Source organism: Mycolicibacterium sarraceniae, assembly GCF_010731875.1.
GTDB lineage: Bacteria > Actinomycetota > Actinomycetes > Mycobacteriales > Mycobacteriaceae > Mycobacterium > Mycobacterium sarraceniae.
This window is the reverse complement of record NZ_AP022595.1, coordinates 1,072,346-1,091,258: the sequence shown is the minus strand read 5'-3', so window position 1 is coordinate 1,091,258 and position 18,913 is coordinate 1,072,346. Positions and strand designations below refer to the sequence as shown.

General features: G+C 67.6%; 15 protein-coding genes and 2 pseudogenes. 10 read left to right on the top strand and 7 right to left on the bottom strand.

From position 1 onward, the window contains the following. Positions 1-25: 25 nt before the first annotated feature. The 3 genes from G6N13_RS05705 to G6N13_RS05695 are packed head-to-tail and all read right to left on the bottom strand — an operon-like array spanning position 26 to position 6,587. Positions 26-1,312 carry a hypothetical protein gene (locus G6N13_RS05705; RefSeq protein ID WP_179965088.1) on the bottom strand — a complete coding sequence of 429 codons (1,287 nt, stop codon included), beginning with the start codon at positions 1,310-1,312 and terminating at the stop codon, positions 26-28. Continuing rightward, a complete protein-coding gene (locus tag G6N13_RS05700; RefSeq protein ID WP_163695170.1) occupies positions 1,309-2,646 on the bottom strand; it encodes a M1 family metallopeptidase in 1,338 nt (445 codons plus the stop codon). Before G6N13_RS05700 ends, G6N13_RS05705 begins: the two co-directional genes overlap by 4 nt. Beyond that, positions 2,643-6,587, bottom strand: a complete 3,945-nt coding sequence (locus G6N13_RS05695) for a Pls/PosA family non-ribosomal peptide synthetase (protein WP_407663873.1) — start codon at positions 6,585-6,587, stop codon at positions 2,643-2,645. Before G6N13_RS05695 ends, G6N13_RS05700 begins: the two co-directional genes overlap by 4 nt. 189 nt (positions 6,588-6,776) lie before the next feature. Between G6N13_RS05695 and G6N13_RS05690 the strand changes: the two genes are divergently transcribed. The 3 genes and pseudogenes from G6N13_RS05690 to G6N13_RS05680 all read left to right on the top strand — a co-directional run. Continuing rightward, a complete protein-coding gene (locus G6N13_RS05690; protein ID WP_163695168.1) occupies positions 6,777-7,745 on the top strand; it encodes a TerC family protein in 969 nt (322 codons plus the stop codon). Positions 7,746-7,788: 43 nt separating this feature from the next. Then, positions 7,789-8,151, top strand: a complete 363-nt coding sequence (locus G6N13_RS05685) for a SpoIIAA family protein (protein WP_163695167.1) — start codon at positions 7,789-7,791, stop codon at positions 8,149-8,151. A gap of 37 nt (positions 8,152-8,188) precedes the next feature. Beyond that, positions 8,189-8,398: pseudogene (locus G6N13_RS05680) on the top strand (GntR family transcriptional regulator); the annotation flags it as partial. Between the two features lie 62 nt (positions 8,399-8,460). Here the strand turns inward: G6N13_RS05680 and G6N13_RS05675 are convergent. After that, a complete protein-coding gene (locus tag G6N13_RS05675; protein ID WP_163695166.1) occupies positions 8,461-8,997 on the bottom strand; it encodes a 2-oxo-4-hydroxy-4-carboxy-5-ureidoimidazoline decarboxylase in 537 nt (178 codons plus the stop codon). Positions 8,998-9,082: 85 nt separating this feature from the next. Continuing rightward, positions 9,083-9,571 carry an inorganic diphosphatase gene (locus G6N13_RS05670; protein WP_163695165.1) on the bottom strand — a complete coding sequence of 163 codons (489 nt, stop codon included), beginning with the start codon at positions 9,569-9,571 and terminating at the stop codon, positions 9,083-9,085. A 163-nt stretch (positions 9,572-9,734) separates the two neighbouring features. On the opposite strand from G6N13_RS05670, the gene dacB reads away from it, so the two are divergent. Genes dacB through hpt form a run of 4 tightly spaced genes read left to right on the top strand, consistent with a single transcriptional unit; the run spans position 9,735 to position 13,694 of the window. Then, on the top strand, positions 9,735-11,102 hold the full coding sequence (dacB, locus tag G6N13_RS05665) for a D-alanyl-D-alanine carboxypeptidase/D-alanyl-D-alanine endopeptidase (protein WP_163695164.1): 1,368 nt from the start codon (positions 9,735-9,737) through the stop codon (positions 11,100-11,102). After that, entirely contained in the window at positions 11,099-12,151 is a 1,053-nt protein-coding gene (locus G6N13_RS05660; RefSeq protein ID WP_235677943.1) for an Rv3626c family coenzyme F420 biosynthesis-associated protein, read from the top strand. Before dacB ends, G6N13_RS05660 begins: the two co-directional genes overlap by 4 nt. Continuing rightward, positions 12,130-13,086: a tRNA lysidine(34) synthetase TilS gene (gene tilS, locus G6N13_RS05655; protein ID WP_163695162.1), complete on the top strand. Its 957-nt coding sequence runs from the start codon at positions 12,130-12,132 to the stop codon at positions 13,084-13,086. Before G6N13_RS05660 ends, tilS begins: the two co-directional genes overlap by 22 nt. Positions 13,087-13,118: 32 nt before the next feature. Continuing rightward, positions 13,119-13,694 carry a hypoxanthine phosphoribosyltransferase gene (gene hpt, locus G6N13_RS05650; RefSeq protein ID WP_179965087.1) on the top strand — a complete coding sequence of 192 codons (576 nt, stop codon included), beginning with the start codon at positions 13,119-13,121 and terminating at the stop codon, positions 13,692-13,694. Positions 13,695-13,800: 106 nt separating this feature from the next. Here the strand turns inward: hpt and G6N13_RS05645 are convergent, their stop codons facing one another. Continuing rightward, complete coding sequence (locus tag G6N13_RS05645) at positions 13,801-14,523, bottom strand: SIMPL domain-containing protein (RefSeq protein WP_163695160.1); 723 nt, start codon at positions 14,521-14,523, stop codon at positions 13,801-13,803. 36 nt (positions 14,524-14,559) lie between these two features. Here G6N13_RS05645 and G6N13_RS05640 point away from each other — a divergent pair, with 36 nt between their 5' ends. Further along, complete coding sequence (locus G6N13_RS05640) at positions 14,560-14,739, top strand: hypothetical protein (RefSeq protein WP_163695159.1); 180 nt, start codon at positions 14,560-14,562, stop codon at positions 14,737-14,739. A gap of 13 nt (positions 14,740-14,752) precedes the next feature. Next, positions 14,753-15,131: pseudogene (locus G6N13_RS05635) on the top strand (IS1380 family transposase); the annotation flags it as partial. Positions 15,132-15,493: 362 nt separating this feature from the next. Here G6N13_RS05635 and G6N13_RS05630 read toward each other — a convergent pair. After that, positions 15,494-16,405 carry an alpha/beta fold hydrolase gene (locus G6N13_RS05630; protein ID WP_163701755.1) on the bottom strand — a complete coding sequence of 304 codons (912 nt, stop codon included), beginning with the start codon at positions 16,403-16,405 and terminating at the stop codon, positions 15,494-15,496. A 156-nt stretch (positions 16,406-16,561) separates the two neighbouring features. On the opposite strand from G6N13_RS05630, the gene ftsH reads away from it, so the two are divergent. Further along, entirely contained in the window at positions 16,562-18,877 is a 2,316-nt protein-coding gene (gene ftsH / locus G6N13_RS05625; protein WP_163695158.1) for an ATP-dependent zinc metalloprotease FtsH, read from the top strand. Positions 18,878-18,913 lie beyond the last annotated feature (36 nt).

The following is an 18,913-nucleotide window of genomic DNA, read 5'->3' as shown; positions in this document are numbered from 1 at the left end:
AAAGTACACGCCGGTGACCGTTGGTTCAGCGTGCGGCGCGGGCCAGGGCGGCGAGGTGGACGACGATCCCGACCAGAGGACCGCACAACAGGGCGACCACGGTTCGGTCGGTCAGGGGTATTGGCAGGGTCAGCAACGCCGTCGAGACCACAGTGGCTCCGACCCAGCCGATCGAGTACGCGCGGTGCAGGGCCGCCGCCACGGTCGCGGCACCGGTGACGGTCAGCAGCGCGATCGCCACCGCGCCCGCGGTCAGCCAGGCCAGCAGGGCCCCGCCGGGGCCGTACTCGTCGCCGAATGCCTCCCGGATCAGCCACGGTCCGAGCAGCCCGGCCGCCAGCACACCGACCGCACCCAGCGCGACCACCACGGCCGCGGGCGCGAGCAGCGCCTTCAGCCGGTGCCCGCGGTGGTCGACGAAGTGCGCGATCAGATTGCCCTGCATCGCGGTCAGCGGCACCAGCAGTGGAGCCCGCGTCAACGTCACCGCCAGGATCACCACCCCACCCGCCGCGCCGAGGTCACTGCCCGACGTCGCTTTGAGCAACACCGGAAAGCCCATGACGAGGACAGCACTGGCGCCGGCGGCGGCGATGGAGTGTCCGGCCCCACGCAGGAATGTCGCAGTACCCCCGGGCGTGCGCACCCGGGCTGCTGTGCGGGCACTCGGTGAGACCGCCAGCAGTACCAGCCAGCCCACCGCGCCGGCCACCGTCGCCCACAGGAAACCATCGAGGCCCCAGCCCGCCGCGAACGCCGCCACTGCAACCATCACACGCATGACGGCGTCGATCACCATGAGCACGCCGTACCCCCCCCAGCCACCGGTGCCGGCAAGGAGGCCCAAAAGTGTTGCGTGGAGACAGAATCCGGCCAGGCCGACACTGAGCAGGCCCACCGATAGTGGACGGGATTGGCTGAATACGTGCGGTGCCCAGAGCGGAGCGGCGCCCGCCATGGCGACGGCGGCCAGCAGGCCGACGCCGGTGGCCACCCGCATGGGGTGCGTCCGGGGTCCGTCGGCGATCTCGACATAGCCGGCGGCGCGCACTTCGCGGGTGGCCTCCTGCAGCAGCCCGTAGGCCGCGCCGTTGACCAATCCGAACGCACCCCAGAACACCCCGAATACCGAGAAACCGGCCGGGTTCAGTGCGCGCGCGGCCAGGTACAGCACGGCATAACCGCACAGCGCCGAAATCGCGGTGGCCACCCCGACGCGGGCCACGCTGCCACGGGTGATCGCCCCGGACCCGGCGGCCGGGTGGGCGCCAGTGGCGCTTAGCGCCTCGAAGGAGGCGCCCGCGTCGGTCACAGCTTCGGTACCTCGGTCGAGTACAGCCAGGCGTCCCACAGCGAACGCAGTGACTCCTCGGCGTAGTTGGCGGCAAGGCCTTTGAAGTCGTCGGTCACCACGGTGCTGTGCTTGTAGCGGTTGGTCCAATCTTGCAGCAGTGCGAAGAATTTCGCGTCACCGATGGTCTTGCGCAGCACGTGCAGGGTGAGCGCACCGCGTTTGTAGACCCGATCGTCGAACATATCCCGTGGCCCGGGATCGGCGAGCAGGAAATTCTGTGGCGAATGGGCCAGCTTCGAGTGGTAGTGGCGCGCCCAGTGGTCGGCGCTCTGCCCGCCGGAGTTCTCCGACCACAACCATTCGGCGTAACAGGCGAATCCCTCGTGCAGCCAGATATCGCGCCAGCGCCGCACGGTGACGCTGTTACCGAACCATTGGTGTGCCAGCTCGTGCGCGATCAGCCGCTCGGAGCTGCGCTTACCGTCGCAGTGGTTGGCGCCGAATATCGACATGCCCTGGGCTTCCAGCGGTATATCGAGATCGTCGTCGGTCACCACCACGGTGTAGCCGTTGCTCAGGGGATAGGGCCCGAACAGTTTGGTGAACAGCTTCATCATCTGGGGCTGGCGGCCGAAGTCGTGGGCGAAGTTGGTGCGCAACCGATCCGGCAACACCGCCTGCATTGGCACCTGGGCTTTGGGCATCTTGTTGGCGCCGTACATGCCGATCTGCAACGTCACCAGGTATGTCGACGTCGGCTCGGGCTGCTCATAAGTCCACACCGTGTGCGCGGCGCGGACCCGGCGCGATACCAGCTCGCCGTTGGCCACCGCGCGATACGGGCTGTCCGTGCCGATCTGAATGCGATAGCTGGCTTTGGCGCTGGGATGGTCATCGCAGGGAAACCACGATGCCGCCCCATTCGGCTGTCCGGCAACCAGCGCACCGTTCGACAGCTCTTCGAAACCGACTTCACCCCAATGACTTCGGATCGGTCGGGGCGACCCGCCGTAGCGCACCTGGATTGACATGGCCGCCCCGGCGGGCAGCGGCGCGGCCAGTGCTATGTGCAGCTTGCCGTTCGAGCTGCTGAAATTGGCCGGTCTACGGCCGTTGACCGTCACCTTCGTCACCGCCAGCGCGTCGGACAGATCCAGGGTGAACGTTTTCAGCGAGGCCAGCGTGGCGGCGGTGATGGTGGCCGCACCGGTGAGCCGGTTGATCGCGACCTTGTATTCCAGCTCCAACTCGTAGCGCGACACCCGGTATCCGAAGTTGCCGTTGTTCGGCAGGTACGGGTCGATGACGGGAAGGCCGCCTTTCTTGGCGGCCTTCTTGGCGGGACGTTTCACGCGGCACTGTCCCCGGATTCGCGCGCCGGTTTCTCGTCTCGTGATTTCTTACGTGAAATCGACCAGGGCGCAATGGGGTTACCCTGCCAGCGAGTCGACTTCGGCACCTCGTCACCGCGCATCACCAGCGATGCCGGACCGACGGTGGCGCCCGCGCCGAGCTTGGCGGCGGGCAACGCGACGCAGTGCGGTCCCAGGGTGGCACCCTCGCCGAGCACGACGGTGTCCATCCGCATGATCCGATCATGGAACAGGTGCGTCTGGACCACGCAACCCCGGTTGACAGTACTGGCCCGCTGTAGTGTCACCAGATCGGCTTCGGGCAGCCAGTACGTCTCGCACCACACGCCGCGGCCGATTTTGGCGCCCATCCCGCGTAGCCAGAGATTCATCACCGGGGTGCCGCTGGCCGCGCGGGCGAACCACGGGCCGGCCACCGTTTCGACGAACGTGTCGGATACCTCGTTGCGCCACACGAACGACGACCACAGTGGCTGTTCGCCGGCGCGAATTCGGCCCACTACAAGCCATTTGGCGCCCACCGCGATACCGCCGGCCACTGCGCCAGCGGTCAGTAGCACGATGCCGCCGCCCAGCGCGGCCGAGCCGTAGCCGAACTCGACGGCCAGCGCCTGCAGAGCGGCCAGTACCGCCACCCCGATGGCGAAGGTGACGACAACCGGGATCAGCCGGCACGTTTCGACGGTCGCGCGCATGATCTTCAGCCGCAGCGGCGGGCTGTACGTCAGTGCCGCGTCGGCCTCGTCGGCGTTGCGGCGCAACCGGATTGGTGGGCTGCCCAGCCACGAAGAACCGGCCTTGGCCTTGTGCGGCGCGGCCGAGAGCACCGCCACCAGACCGTCGTCAGGCACCCGCCGGCCGGGCTGGGTGATACCGGAGTTGCCCAGGAACGCCCGCTTGCCGACCGTGGCCTTGGCCACATGGATCCAGCCGCCGCCGAGCTCGTAGGAGGCGACCATGGTGTCGTCGGCCAGGAATGCACCGTCTTCGACGACAGTGAACTTTGGGGTCAGCAGTGCGGTCGAGATCTCGGTGTTGCGACCGATTTTCGCGCCGAGGAGCCGCAACCACCACGGGGTGAGCAGGCTGGCATACAGCGGGAACAGGTAGTTGCGGGCGGCGTCCATCAGTCGTTCGGTGGTCCACAACTGCCAGCCCACTCGGCTGCGCACCGGGTGGTAGCCCTCGTTGAGACCGATCGCCAGGATCCGCACCCCGAGCACGGTGGCGGCGGCGTAGACGACGAGTGACGCCAACGCGGCCACCGGAATCCACGGCGCGGCCGCACCGAGAGCAGCGGTCAGCGTGGCGCTGTGCCGCGCCGGCCGCACCAGAATCGCCAGGCCGACACCCAGCGCTATCAGCGGCACCGCGCCCAGAAGCACCGACGTCACTGCGTACATGGCCACCCAATGCGCGGCCCGGGCGGGCCGGTGCTCAGGCCAGGGGTGACGGGCCTTGCCCGATTTCACTGCCGGGGAACCCTTCCAGTACTGCCCGTTCTTGACCTTGCCGACGACACCGGAACCCGGTGCCACATCGGCGTTCTTGCCGATTACCGCGCCGGGAAACAGGGTCGTGCGAGCCCCGATGGACGCGTCGTTGCCGACAGTGATCGGGCCGACGTGGAAGAGGTCGCCGTCAATCCAATGCCCGGTCAGGTCGACCTCTGGCTCGATGGAAACCCGGTGGCCCAGCTCCAACATGCCGGTCACCGGTGGCGCAGAATGCAGATCCACGCCTTTGCCGACCTTGTTACCCAGCGCCCGTGCGTAATGCACCAGCCACGGCGCACCGGCGAGGTTCTCCGCGCCGCTAGCGTCGGCCAGTCGCTCTGCCAGCCACACCCGCAGATGCTCGGAGCCGCCGCGGCGGTAGGTGCCCTGCTCCAGTCCGGACAACAACGTCCGCGCGCCAAGCACGGCGATAGCCATCCGGCCGAACGGGGTGATGAACACGACGAAAGCCACCGCCACCAACCACCAGTTGACGCTGACCAGCCATGGCAGTGGATGCGCGGCGGCGGCGATGTTGTTGAACAGCGCCAGCCAGGTCACCCATTGCAGGCCCGTCAGAGTGGCCAGCGGCACCGATAGCAGAACCTGTGCGGCTTGGGTCGTGACCGGGGTGGGTGTGACATCGCGCGGGGTGACCACCGGTGGTGGGGCGAGCTCTTCGAGGAACTCGGCCAGAGATCCCAGCCGGGGATGGTCGTAGAGCTGGGCGACGGTCAGCTGCGGGTAGCGCTCGCGGAGCGCGGCAACCAGCTGCGCCGCCGAGAGCGAGCCGCCGCCGAGGGCGAAGAAGTCGGCCTCGGGACCGTCGACCACCGCGCCGAGAACATCGCGCCACAGTCCGGCCAGCCAGCCCATCGTGCCGCCCAGATCGGGTTCGGAGTCCTGATAGCCCGGTGGCGGCCACGGCAGCGCGTTGCGGTCGACCTTGCCGGAGGTCCTCGTCGGCAGCTCGTCGAGCAGCACCAGTCGCGGCACCAGGGCGGCGGGCAAGCTCGCCGCGAGTTGGGTGCGGGCGGCGGCGAGGTCGAAATTCGACTCCGCGCTGGCGATATAGCCGACCAGCATCGGGGTGCCGCTGGTCGTGCGCCGGACCGCCGCGGCCCCGCCACTGACGCCGGGCAGGTTCACCAGCGCGGAGTCGACCTCGCCGAGTTCGATGCGCCGGCCGCCGACCTTGACCTGATCGTCGGCGCGGCCCTGGAAATACAGTCCGTCGTTCTCCAGCCGGACCAGGTCGCCGCTGCGGTAGGCGCGAGCCCACTGCAGGGACGGCATCGGCGCGTACTTCTCGGCGTCCTTCTCCGGATCCAGGTAGCGGGCCAGCCCGACCCCGCCGATCACCAGCTCGCCGACCTCGCCGAGGGCGACGGGCGCGCCCTGCTTGTCGACTACGGCCAGGTCCCAGCCGGGCAGTGGGCGGCCGATGCTAACCGCGCTGCGGCCATCCAGGCGCGCGGCGCTGGCCACCACGGTCGCCTCGGTCGGTCCGTAGGTGTTCCACACCTCGCGGCCCTCGACCGCCAGCCGCTCTGCGAGCTCGGGTGGGCAGGCTTCGCCGCCAAAGATCAACAGCCGCACCGCCTCCAGCGCCTCAGCCGGCCACAGCGATGCCAGCGTCGGCACCGTCGACACCACGGTGATGTCGCGCTGCACCAGCCACGGCCCGAGGTCCATACCGCTGCGCACCAGGGCGCGGGGGGCGGGCACGAGGCACGCTCCGTAGCGCCAGGCCAGCCACATCTCCTCGCACGACGCGTCGAACGCCACCGACAGGCCGGCCAGCACTCGATCACCCGGGCCGATTGGATTGCGCTGCAGGAACATTCGTGCTTCGGCGTCGACGAACGCCGCGGCGTTGCGGTGCGTCACCGCCACCCCTTTGGGGGTGCCCGTCGAGCCGGACGTGAAAATGATCCAGGCGTCGTCGCGGCCCAGCGGGGCGGTGGCACGCCAGCCGCGGGAGGAACCCGGACCGCGGGTCAGGCCCGCCTCGGTGATGATGCCCACCACGCCGGCTTCGCCGAACACCAGCTCGGCCCGCTCGTCGGGATCGTCGGCGTCCACCGGGACGTAGGCCGCACCGGCGGCCAGCGTCGACAGGATCGCGACGTACAAGGCATAGCTACCCGAGGGCATCCGGATGCCGATCCGATCGCCGCGGCCGATGCCTCTGGCTGCCAGCCAGTCGACGCTTTCCTCGATGTCGGAGATCAGCTCGGCATAGGTGAGCTGCACCGTTCCGTCGTCGATCGCCGCCGCATCGGGGTAGCGATTGGCGGTGTCGTAGAGGATGTCGATCAGGGTGCGCGGGGACGGCGCCTGCTCGGACAACAGGTATTGAGGGGGAATTTCCGTCGTCGCCACGACACTGGATCCTAGGCCGATTGGTTGACATTGCGGCACCGGACGCGGCCCCTTGTCGGCTCGGTTTGCTGGACGCTGCGTCCACCTGACAGACTGCTCGTGAAGAGGGGAGTATTCCTTCGTCGCGGTGTCGTCACCACGGCGGCCAACGTTGGCCGTCCGGTACCGCGGGCCGTTTCGGCGGCGGAAGAGACCTCGGCCGCTTTTCGGCGCCCGGAGGTCTTGTCAGTGAATGTTTCTTCGCTCGAGTGGCTGATCACCATCGGTGTGACAGTGGCGGTGCTGCTGTTCGACATCGTCTTCATCGCCCGCCGCCCGCATGAACCCACGATGCGTGAGTGCGGCATCTATCTGTCGTTCTATGTCGGCTTGGCGTTGGCGTTCGGCCTGTGGGTGTGGAATTTCCACGGCGCGCAGTTCGGCCTCGAGTTCTATGCCGGCTGGCTCACCGAATACAGCCTGTCGGTGGACAACCTGTTCATCTTCATCATCATCATGACCAGCTTCAAAGTGCCGAAGGTCTATCAGCAGCAGGCGCTGCTCGTCGGCATCGTGCTGGCGTTGATCTTCCGCGGCATCTTCATCGCGCTGGGTGCCGTTGCCATTGAGCAGTTTTCGTGGATCTTCTATGTCTTCGGCGCCTTCCTGGTGTACACCGCGATCAGGTTGGTGCGCGATACCGATCACGACGACGACGCCGAGAACACCGTGGTGCGGCTGGCTAGGAAGTACGTCCCGACCACCGACAAATGGGATGGGCTGAAGCTCTATATCAAGGAGAACGGCCGGCGGCTGATGACCCCGATGTTCCTGGTCATCGTTGCCCTGGGCACCACTGACCTGTTGTTCGCGCTGGACTCCATCCCGGCGATCTACGGTCTGACCCGTGAGCCCTACATCGTGTTCACCGCAAACCTGTTCGCGCTCATGGGGTTGCGCCAGTTGTACTTCCTACTCGGTGACCTGCTCACCCGTCTGGTCTACCTGTCGCAGGGCCTGGCCGTCATCCTGTTCTTCATCGGGGTCAAGCTGGTGCTACACGCCCTGCACGAGAACGAGCTGCCGTTCGTCAACGGTGGTGAGGGCGTCCACGTCCCGCAGATTCCGACGCTGCTGAGCCTGGCCGTCATCGTGCTGACGCTGTTCCTGACGATGGTTGCCAGCTTGATCAAGACCCGAGTGGTCGACAAACGCTGAGCATTGACGATTCCATCCCGTTCGCGTCCACCTGAATGGAACCATGGCCGTTCCTGGTGCCTTTAGCGTGGCCGGTATTGCGGTATCGGGTCGGATGAGTGGTGCGGACCTGTTGGCCTTCAAGCCGACGATGGACGAGCTGCTCGCCTCTGGCGAGGACATCAGAATCGTCGAGGTCATCAGCTCCGATTACGAGGGATTCGGCCCCGGCGGTCTGGTCGAAGATCTCAAACTCGGCCTCGGCACCTTGTTCACCCGTCACGCCGCCTTCAAGCGAGTCGCGGTGGTCAGCGATAAGGAGTGGGTGGTGCACACCGTCCATCTGGTGGGCTGGCTGGTGCCCGGTGAGCTCGCGATGTTCGGCCTCGACGAGCTCGAAGCCGCCAAACAGTGGGCGGCCGGCTAGCAATACCGCCGAAACACACGGCGCCCACCGTGACCGGATGCTGCGACGACGTTCAGCGCTGGTCGCCAGGCTGGTGGTCGACCAGCCGGGCCGCCGGCAGCAGGCGATCCTCGACGAACTGCGCCGAGTGATCCTTGACGGCACCACTTCGCCGGGCACGCCGATCCCACTGGCTGAGGTGGCAGATCTGTTCGGGGTCAGCCAGATCCCGGCGCGGGAATCGCTGAAAACCCTGATCGGGGAGGGGGGTAACGCCTGCCGACCCTGGGCGCTGGGGTCCGCGCCGACGGGGCGAATCAGCCCGGGTCGTCAGGCCCAGTTGTCGTAGCCGCCCTCGGGGCCGAGCATCCGCTCGAGACGGCTCCGGTTGATCCGGGCCAGCTCGTTGCAGACGACCTTTCGTTCGGTCTCCGGGTCATGATGCATGCGGTCGCGGACCGCCGCGATCACCGATGTCGCGCAGACCTCACGGGCCAAACCGCCGATGTGCATGACGAAGGTGAAACCAAAGAGATCGGCGTATTCCTTTACAGCCGTGGCGAGTTCGGCCATCACCTCGGGGCAGTCATCCCATACCGAGCACTGCTCGGCCTGCGAGCGGGTGCTGCGCGGCCGGCGTCCGACATGCGGGTAGGCCTGCAGGATGTCGTCGATCGAGGATTCCGACAGGGCGAACAGCAGCGCGTCGGCCCGGCGGTATAGGGCAGTGTGGTCGGCGTACGGGCGGCCGCGCGACAGGTCGCGCGCCAGCGTCACGCTGTTGCAGCACTCGTAGAGTGCATGGACAGCTTTGCGGTCCGGCAGCTCGTTGAAGGCTTCGAGACCGATACCCTGGTGCATTAACACTCGCTCATCATCGAAAAGCCAAACCACAACCGCGTTACCGATTGTTACGGCCAGGCTAATTTCCGCGAGAGCAGCGGATACCCCGCTAGTGACCTTCGGCCGCGAACCGCTCCCGGGAGCGCTCGACCTCGGCCTCGGCCTCGGCACGGCCGACCCAATCGGACCCCTTCACGAACTTGCCGGGCTCGAGGTCCTTGTAATGGGTGAAGAAGTGCTGGATGGAATCGAGTTCGTCCCTGGGCACATCGCCGAGGTCCTGGATGTGATCCCAGCGCTTATCCCCGGCGGGCACGCACAGCACCTTGTCGTCGCCGCCGGCCTCGTCGACCATCTTGAACATGCCGACCGGGCGCACCTCGATCAATACACCGGGGAACACCGACAGCGGCAGCAGGACCAGCGCGTCCAGCGGGTCGCCATCCTCGCCCAGGGTGTCCTCGATGAAGCCGTAATCGGCGGGGTAGGCCATCGGGGTATAGAGGTAGCGATCCAGGCGAACGCGTCCGGTTTCGTGGTCGACCTCGTATTTGTTGCGTTGACCCTTGGGGATCTCGATGGTGACGTCGAACTGCACCGTGCGAACTCCTTCTCGCTTCGCTCCTGCCCGCAGAATTGATCCCCGGGTCGCTTCGCTGGCCCGCCGGACCCCCGGCGACGCGGGCTAACCCTAACGCCAGCGATAGCCTGCGCATCAGGGTGGTTCGGCACAATGAGACGAAACGGAAGTCAGGACAGCGATGAAGCGCTCCACGCACGTGGTCCTCGCCGCGGCGGTGATCGCGCTGGTCGCCGCCGTCGTGGCGGTGGCCGCTGTCCTGACCCACGCAGACACCGGCAGCGCGCAGGCGCTGCCTGGGCATCCGCTTGTCACCGCCGATCCCGGTGTCGTCCCGGTGTCGGACTCGGCAGGCATGCCCACCGCGGCGGGTATGGCTGCGGCGCTGGCGGTTCCCGTCGCAGACCCGAATCTGGGCAACGTGTCCGGCCGAGTCACCGATGCCAAGACCGGCAAGCAGATCTGGGAGTACCGCTCTACTGTGCCGCTGCTGCCGGCGTCGACCAACAAGACGCTGACCACCGGGGCCGCACTGTTGGCGCTCAACCGTGACGAACGGGTCACCACGACCGTCGTCGCGGCCGACCAGACCAGCCAGCCAGGCGTCGTCGTGCTCGTCGGCGGCGGCGATCCGATCCTGTCGGCCGCGCCGGCCGGCCAGCAGACCTGGTACCGCGGGGCGGCTCGAATCAACGATCTCGCCGACCAGATCCGCAAAAGCGGTATCACCGCCACCGCAGTGCAGGTCGACGACTCCCTCTACAGCGGACCCGATTTCGCGCCCGGCTGGGATCCCGCCGATATCGACGGCGGTGACATCGCGCCCATGCAGTCGGTGATGATCGACGCCGGACGCATCCAGCCGACGACGGCGGAATCGGCCCGGTCCAGGACGCCCGCCCTAGACGCCGGCCGCGCGCTGGCCAGTGCGCTGGGGCTGGATCCGGCCAAGGTGGCCATGGCCCCCAACCCTCCGACGGGCCGGCAGCTGGCCGCGGTGCAATCGGCACCCCTGATCGAGCGGCTGCGGCAGATGATGAACGCCTCCGACAATGTGATGGCCGAATCGATCGGCCGGGAGGTGGCCAAGGCGACCGGCCGGCCGGTGAGCTTCGCCGGCGCCGTCGACGCGGTGACCAACAAACTCTCGGCAGCCGGTGTCGATATGACCGGCGCCGCCCTGTTCGACTCCAGCGGGTTGTCGGTGCTGGACCGGCTGACCGCCACGACGCTCGACGAGGTGGTCCAGGCCGCGGCCGGGCCCGACCAGCCGGCGATGCGTCCGCTGCTCGACGTCGTTCCGATCGCCGGGGGCAGCGGGACCCTGTCGGATCGCTTCGTCGGCGGTGATCCGAAGGCCTCGTCGGCCGGCTGGTTGCGCGCCAAGACCGGATCGCTGACCGCCATCAACTCACTGGCCGGAATCGTCACCGACAACAGCGGCCGCGTCTTGACGTTCGCGTTCATTTCCAACGACGCCGGCCCGATGGGCCGAGTGGCCCTCGACAACCTGGCGGGTGTCTTGCGTACATGTGGGTGCGGCTCATGAGTGACGGGTCGCGATTGACCGTGGGGCGAGCGGTCGACTGGTCGTTCGCCGGGACCGTGGGCGCCTGGTTGACCCGGCCTGGCCCGGCGTCCACCGACTACACCCGTATCCAGGCCATCGACGAACTGGCTGTCGCCGCCCGCAAGGCCGAAGGCCCGGTTCGTGAGGTCACCCGGATGGGCGGCGACGCCCCGGTGGCCGAGGCGCGCATCGTCGACCGTCCGGGCTGGATCAGGGCCGCCTCGGATTCCATGCGGGTGATGACCGGCGGCGCCGACACGCCCGCCAATGCCATCACCGGCCGGGTCACCGGAGCTCAGACCGGGGCCGTGCTGGCGTTCATCTCCTCGGGCATCCTCGGCCAGTACGACCCGTTCGCCGAAGGCGATGACGGCGGCTTGCTGTTGCTCGTGTACCCCAACGTCATCGCCGTCGAGCGCCAGCTACGGGTTTCGCCGAGCGACTTCCGGCTGTGGGTGTGTCTGCACGAGGTCACCCACCGGGTGCAGTTCACCGCCAATCCCTGGCTGGCACAACATATGTCGCAGGCGCTCGGAGTGCTGACCTCCGATGGGGCCGACGATGTGACGCAGGTGGTGGCGCGGCTTGCGGACTTCGTGAAGAAGAGGCGTGCGGGTGGAATGCAGGGGCCCAGTGATTCCGGCATCCTTGGGTTCATGCGCGCGGTGCAATCCGAGCCGCAGCAGGCCGCCCTCGATCAGCTGCTGGTGCTGGGCACGCTGCTCGAAGGCCATGCCGACCACGTCATGGACGCGGTCGGCCCGGCCGTGGTGCCGTCGGTGCAGACCATCCGCAACCGGTTCGACCAACGCCGCCAGCGCAAGCAGCCGCCGCTGCAGCGGCTGCTGCGGGCGCTGCTCGGCGTGGACGCCAAGCTCAGCCAGTACACCCGCGGCAAGAAGTTCGTCGACCACGTCGTCGAACGGGTCGGGATGGACCGGTTCAACGCCGTGTGGACGAGTGCGGACACTCTGCCGTTGCCCCACGAGATCGAAGATCCGCAGCGGTGGATCGACCGGGTGCTCTAGCCGCCCTGCGGGCCGCGGTGGCCGGCTTCGCGACGGACTGCCTGCCCGGGGCCACGTCGTGGTGTGTGGCGCTGTCCGGTGGTCCGGATTCCCTGGCGCTGACCGCCGCCGCGGCCACGGCCCTGCCCACCACCGCGCTGATCGTCGATCACGGACTGCAGGCCGGCTCCGCAGCTATCGCCGAGACCGCCCGCCGACAGGCGCACGACCTCGGCTGTGTCGATGCCCAGGTGCTGGCCGTGTCGGTCGGCACCGGCGGCGGCCCGGAGGCCGCCGCCCGCACCGCCCGCTACGCCGCCCTGGACGCCGCCCGCGGCCAGGCACCCGTGCTGCTGGCACACACCCTCGACGACCAGGCCGAGACCGTGCTGCTCGGGCTGGGGCGCGGGTCGGGGGCCCGCTCGATTGCCGGGATGCGGGCAGCCGATCCGCCCTGGTATCGCCCGCTGCTGGGCGTGCGCCGGGCCGTCACTCACGACGCGTGCGCCGAGCTGGGGCTGCCTGCGTGGGACGACCCGCACAACCGCGACCCCCGCTTCACCCGGGTCCGGCTGCGCACCGAGGTGCTGCCCTTGCTCGAGGAGGTGCTCGGTGGCGGCGTGGCCCAGGCGCTGGCGCGCACGGCCGCCGCGCTGCGCGAGGACACCGATGCGCTCGATGGGTTCGCCGAGGACGCGATCGACGACGACGGCGAGACGGTCGCCGTCGCCGCCCTGACCGAGCTGCCCACCGCGGTACGGCGCCGGGTGATCCGCCGTTGGCTGCTGCGCGGTGGGGCGGTCAACCTGACCGACAAGCAGATCCGCGCGGTGGACGCGCTGGTCACCGCTTGGCACGGCCAGGGCGGAGTGGCGGTCGGTTCGGATCTGAGGCAGCAAAGACTGTTCGCGGCCCGTCGTGACGGCAGGCTCATGCTGTATAGCCAGCCGGTGTGAGATTGGTTGTTGGGCCCCGGTCGTGGCACAGTGTGGGCGTGTCGGCGCACGAGCTGTACCCCGGGGACATCAAATCGGTTTTGTTGTCACAAGAGCAGATTCGGGTCCGCACCGCTGAACTGGCCGAGCTCGTTGCGAAGGACTACGGCGACAACCTCAACGGTCAGGATCTCCTCTTGGTGACCGTGCTCAAGGGTGCGGTGATGTTCGTCACCGATCTGGCTCGGGCGCTGCCGGTGCCCACGCAGCTGGAGTTCATGGCGGTCAGCTCGTATGGATCGTCGACGTCGTCGTCGGGGGTGGTCCGCATCCTCAAGGACCTCGACCGCGACATCCATGACCGTGACGTGCTGATCGTCGAGGACATCGTGGACTCCGGGCTGACGCTGTCGTGGCTGCTGCGTAACCTCGCCACCCGGCACCCCCGGTCATTGAAGGTCTGCACGTTGCTGCGCAAGCCGGACGCCGTGCGCGCAGACGTCGACATCGCCTACGTCGGCTTCGATATCCCGAATGAGTTCGTCGTCGGCTACGGCCTGGATTACGCCGAGCGCTACCGCGACCTGCCCTACATCGGCACGCTGGACCCGAAGGTTTACCAGATCTAACGCGCATACTGACGGCCATGCCCGTGCGTGCCCCGGATGACCTGCTGCGTGCTTGAACCGCCCCGGAGGACTTCGAGGGCTTCGCCGAATGCAAGGCGGCCAGTGACTAGCCGAGCTCCCAGATTGCCGTCACCGAGAAGCCGACCGCCTGCTGGCCGGGGCGTAACGGAACGGAACTGGCCATCGCGTCGCGCGGCATCGGCATCGGCGGGGGCGGCGGCGCGGAGCCGCCCGGCGCCTCCGAGATCGAGATGATCTTTCCCAATGGCAGCCCGGACAGTTCGGCGTATTGCTGAGCGCGTTGTTTGGCGTCGTTGAACGCCCGCGCTCTGGCGTCGCTGACGAGCTTGGAATCGTCCTCGATGGAATAACTCACCGAGTTGATCCTGGTGGCGTCGCCGCCGGCGCTGACGACGTTGGCCAGCACCTGCGAGGCGGTGTCGAGCTTGCGGATCTTGATCTGGACCGAGTTGCTCGCCCGGTAGCCGGTGATCACCGAGTTGTCGCCGTACTGCGGTTGCAGGCTCACCTGGGTGGTGGCGATGTCCTTGGCGTCGATCCCGCTGGCGTTCAGCGCGTTGAGCACCGAATTCTGGCGGTCGTTGGCCCGGTTCATCGCCGTGGTGACATCGGCGGCGCTGGCCTCGACGCTGACGTCGGCGGTCAGCGTGTCGGGCACACCCTTCACCTCGCCGGACCCGACGACAGTGACCTGGCGTGGGTTGGTGCCGACGGGGCCCGCGGGCGCGGAATCGCAGCCCGTGAGCACGGCCGCGGCCATCCCCGTCGCAGCCAGTGCAGTGACGACACGACGTCCGGCGATGAGCATGCCTGACACCGTAGCGTGCGGCACTAAGTTTTTGGCATGGCGAAGATCGCCCTCACCCACCTCGGCGGGCCCTCCGCCCTGATCGACATCGACGGGTGGCGAATCCTGGCTCTGCCGAACTCGCGCGGGCCTGGCGGACTGGGAGTCGACGACGCTGACCGGATTTTCGCGGAATGTCGATGTAGCTGGGTTTTGATAGGCGAAAGTCTCGGCTGACGGGCACGGTGTCGTGTCGCATGCCGGGATGGGCCTACTGCGTGAACTCGCCGATCGGACCGGCCTATCGGCGCTGGTCACCGCGGCGTTGGCGGCGGCGGTCGCTGATGGGGCGGACTGCATCGACGGGGTCGGCCAGTTGTGCGGGGATCGTGAGCACGTGTTCGGGGCGAAGGCGTCGACGATGACGATGTGGCGGCTGGTCGATGAGCGCATCGATGCCGCGCCCCCAACGGGTGCGCCGCTGTACATCGACATCGACGCCACGCTGGTCATCGACCAACACAGCCGGGGCTGGCCCGACGTGGAAGAAGTCCTTCGGCCACCACCCGTTGCCGGCGTTCCTGGACCGCCCGGAGATCGCCGGCGGGGAAACGTTGGCCGGGCTGCTGCTGGAGATCACTACCGAGTCCTGCACATTGCGGCCCGCATCACCGGCGGCGCCCGCCAACTACACCTGCGCATCGACGCCACCTGGCGCTGGGCCACCGCCACCGCCACCGCCTGGCAACGCATCCGCGCCGCCTTGCCCTCACAACGGCAAACCCACCCCAAACCCAAAACCACTACCGCGCAGCGATCTCCAACGATCGCTGGCTCAGGCCGGGGGAGCTTACCGAGGTCTAGTAACTGGCAATTGCCAATGTGGCGGATGTGACTTTCGAAGTGCCTTGCCCACAGCGAGATTGAAGCCACGAAGAGAAAGTTCGAGTGGCGGCCTTCAAGAGTTCAATCTCGGCGTTGCGCGCCAAAATCACGAAGACTCCACGTCGCGCAGGAACTCCAACAGGATCCGGTTCACGTCGTCGGGACGCTCCTGCTGCACCCAATGCCCGGCGCCCTCGATCCAGATCTCGGTGTACGGGCCGGCGACCACCTCGCGGGCGCGCGCCGGGTTCATCGTCGACCCGATCGGGTCGGCGGTACCCCCGACGAACAACGCGGGCACCACGATGCGGGTGTCGGCCAACGCAGGGGTGGACTCCCAGTTGCGGTCGTAATTGCGGTACCAGTTCAGCGCTCCGGTGAATCCCGTCCTGCTGAACTCGGTCACGTAGTGGTCGAACTCGTCCTCGCGGAGCCAGCCCGGTGGGGCGTCCGGTCCGGTCAGATTGTGGAACGTCCCGCGCATGGTGCTGGCTACGTCGGCGGCCATCTCGGCGTCGGCTTTGCCCGGCTCCTGGAAGCGCAGCATGTAGAAGTCCTCGCCGAACTTCTCCTGCCACCGCTGCGTGGGGCGGCTCCGCGCCCGGGGGATCGGCGGAACACTGAGGCCCGCCACCGCCCGCACCCGGTCGGGGTGCAACAGCGCGGTGTGCCACACCACCAGGGCGCCCCAGTCGTGGCCGATGAAGATGGCCTGCTGTGCGCCGACGTGATCGAGCAGACCGACCAGGTCCCCGGTGAGCGCATGGATGTCGTAGGCCTCCACCGCCTCGGGGGCCGACGATCCGCCGTAGCCGCGCTGGTCGGGCGCAAGCACGTGGTAGCCGGCCTGCGCCAGCACCGGGATCTGGTGCCGCCAGGAGTAGGCCAGCTCGGGGAAGCCGTGCGCCAGGATCACCACGGGGGCATCGCGATCGCCGGCTTCCAGCACCCGTAGCCGAACCCCGTCGCGGTCGACGAACCGTTCGGTCGGAGCCAGCACGGTGCCAGCCAAGCACAGCTTCGCACCGCCGGAAAGAGCCGATTGCGCGCACAGCGAACGCCTCTTTGCGGCGGGCGGAAACCCCGGGGGGATCTGCTGACGTTGGTCTAGCGGTAGCCTGAACTATCCCAGCTGCGCATATCGGAAGGACCGGGCCGTACAGGCCGATGCTTGATGAACCGCAAAAACGTGATCCGCACACTTACGGTGATCGCCGTCGTGCTGCTGCTCGGCTGGTCGTTCTTCTACTTCAGTGACGACACCCGGGGCTTCAAACCCGTAGATACGTCGGTGGCGATGGCGCAGATCAACAGCGACAACGTCAAGACCGCGCAGATCGACGACCGGGAACAACAGCTTCGCCTCGAGCTCAAGAACGGCAACGGCGACACCGAGAACTCCAACAAGGTCATCACCAAGTACCCGACGGGGTACGCCGTCGACCTGTTCAACGCGCTGAGCGCCAAGAACATCAAGACCAACACCACCGTCAACCAGGGCAGCATCCTGGGCTCATTGCTGGTCTACATGCTGCCGCTGCTGCTGCTCGTCGGGTTGTTCGTGCTGTTCTCCCGCATGCAGACCGGCGGCCGGATGGGCTTCGGATTCGGCAAGTCGAAAGCCAAGCAGCTCGGCAAGGACATGCCCAAGACCACGTTCGCCGATGTCGCTGGCGTCGACGAAGCGGTCGAAGAGCTTTACGAAATCAAGGACTTCCTGCAGAACCCGTCGCGGTATCAGGCCTTGGGTGCCAAGATCCCCAAGGGCGTGCTGCTCTATGGCCCGCCCGGTACCGGCAAGACCCTGCTGGCCCGCGCCGTCGCCGGTGAAGCCGGAGTTCCGTTCTTCACGATTTCTGGTTCTGACTTCGTCGAGATGTTCGTCGGCGTCGGGGCCTCGCGGGTGCGCGACATGTTCGAACAGGCCAAGCAGAACAGCCCCTGCATCATCTTCGTCGACGAGATCGACGCTGTCGGCCGCCAGCGCGGCGCCGGCATGGGCGGCGGTCACGACGAACGTGAGCAGACCCTCAACCAATTGCTCGTCGAGATGGACGGCTTCGGTGACCGGCAGGGCGTCATCCTGATCGCGGCCACCAATCGGCCCGACATCCTCGATCCCGCGCTGCTGCGGCCGGGCCGTTTCGACCGCCAGATCCCGGTGTCCAGCCCGGACCTGGCCGGCCGCAAGGCTGTCCTGCGGGTGCACTCGGCGGGCAAGCCGATGTCACCCGACGCCGACCTTGACGGTCTTGCCAAGCGGACCGTCGGCATGTCCGGCGCCGATCTGGCCAATGTCATCAACGAGGCCGCACTGCTCACCGCCCGCGAGAACGGGACCATCATCACCGCCGCCGCGCTCGAAGAGGCGGTAGACCGGGTGATCGGCGGCCCGCGCCGCAAGGGCCGCGTGATCAGTGAGCTGGAGAAGAAGATCACTGCCTATCACGAGGGTGGGCACACCCTGGCGGCCTGGGCGATGCCCGATATCGAGCCGATCTACAAGGTGACGATCCTGGCTCGCGGGCGCACCGGCGGTCACGCCGTGTCGGTGCCAGAGGATGACAAGGGCCTGATGACCCGCTCGGAGATGATCGCCCGGCTGGTGTTCGCGATGGGTGGGCGTGCCGCCGAGGAACTGGTGTTCCGCGAGCCGACCACCGGCGCGGTGTCCGATATCGATCAAGCCACCAAAATCGCCCGCGCGATGGTCACCGAGTACGGCATGAGCTCCAAGCTGGGTGCGGTCAAGTACGGCACCGAGCATGGCGACCCGTTCCTGGGCCGCACCATGGGCACACAGTCCGATTACAGCCACGAGGTCGCCCGCGATATCGACGACGAGGTCCGCAAGCTCATCGAGGCCGCGCACACCGAGGCGTGGGCGATCCTGACCGAGTATCGCGACGTCCTCGACACCCTGGCCGGTGAACTGCTGGAGAAGGAAACCCTGCACCGTAAGGAGCTGGAAGCCATCTTCGGCGATGTGAAGAAGCGGCCCCGCCTGACGGTGTTCGACGACTTCGGCGGGCGCATCCCCTCGGACAAGCCGCCGATCAAGACACCGGGCGAGCTGGCGATCGAACGCGGTGAGCCGTGGCCCAAGCCGATGCCTGAGCCGGCCTTCAAGAAGGCCATCGCCCAAGCCAGTGCCGTGGCCCAAGCCCAGCAGCCCCGTTCCGGTAACGGCGGCAACGGCAATGGTGCGCACACCAGCCCCCAGCCCGAGGGCCAGCCCGGCTCCACCCAGCCCGACTACGGTGCACCGGCCGGCTGGCATGCCCCGGGCTGGCCGCCAGCAGGACCGCCGCCGCAGGGCGGCTACTGGTACCCGCCGCCGCAGGGCTGGGCGCCGCCCGGTCCGCCGCAGGGCCAGCCGTATCCGCCCTATCAGCCGCAACCCGCGCCGCGTCATGCCGGCCCCAACAATGGGCCGCGACAAGATCCGGGTGATGACGGTGGACGGTCGAAAGCACCGGACAACGGTTAGATGACGAACGGAGCTTCGATGCAGCAGCCGAATTCG

Excerpts from the sequence above, each read along its gene's own strand:
- G6N13_RS05685 (WP_163695167.1), top strand. The coding sequence starts at position 7,789 with ATGGCCGTTCCTGGTGCCTTTAGCGTGGCCGGTATTGCGGTATCGGGT.
- dacB (WP_163695164.1), top strand. The coding sequence starts at position 9,735 with ATGAAGCGCTCCACGCACGTGGTCCTCGCCGCGGCGGTGATCGCGCTG.
- G6N13_RS05660 (WP_235677943.1), top strand. The coding sequence starts at position 11,099 with ATGAGTGACGGGTCGCGATTGACCGTGGGGCGAGCGGTCGACTGGTCG.
- G6N13_RS05645 (WP_163695160.1), bottom strand. The coding sequence starts at position 14,523 with ATGCTCATCGCCGGACGTCGTGTCGTCACTGCACTGGCTGCGACGGGG.
- G6N13_RS05640 (WP_163695159.1), top strand. The coding sequence starts at position 14,560 with ATGGCGAAGATCGCCCTCACCCACCTCGGCGGGCCCTCCGCCCTGATC.
- ftsH (WP_163695158.1), top strand. The coding sequence starts at position 16,562 with ATGAACCGCAAAAACGTGATCCGCACACTTACGGTGATCGCCGTCGTG.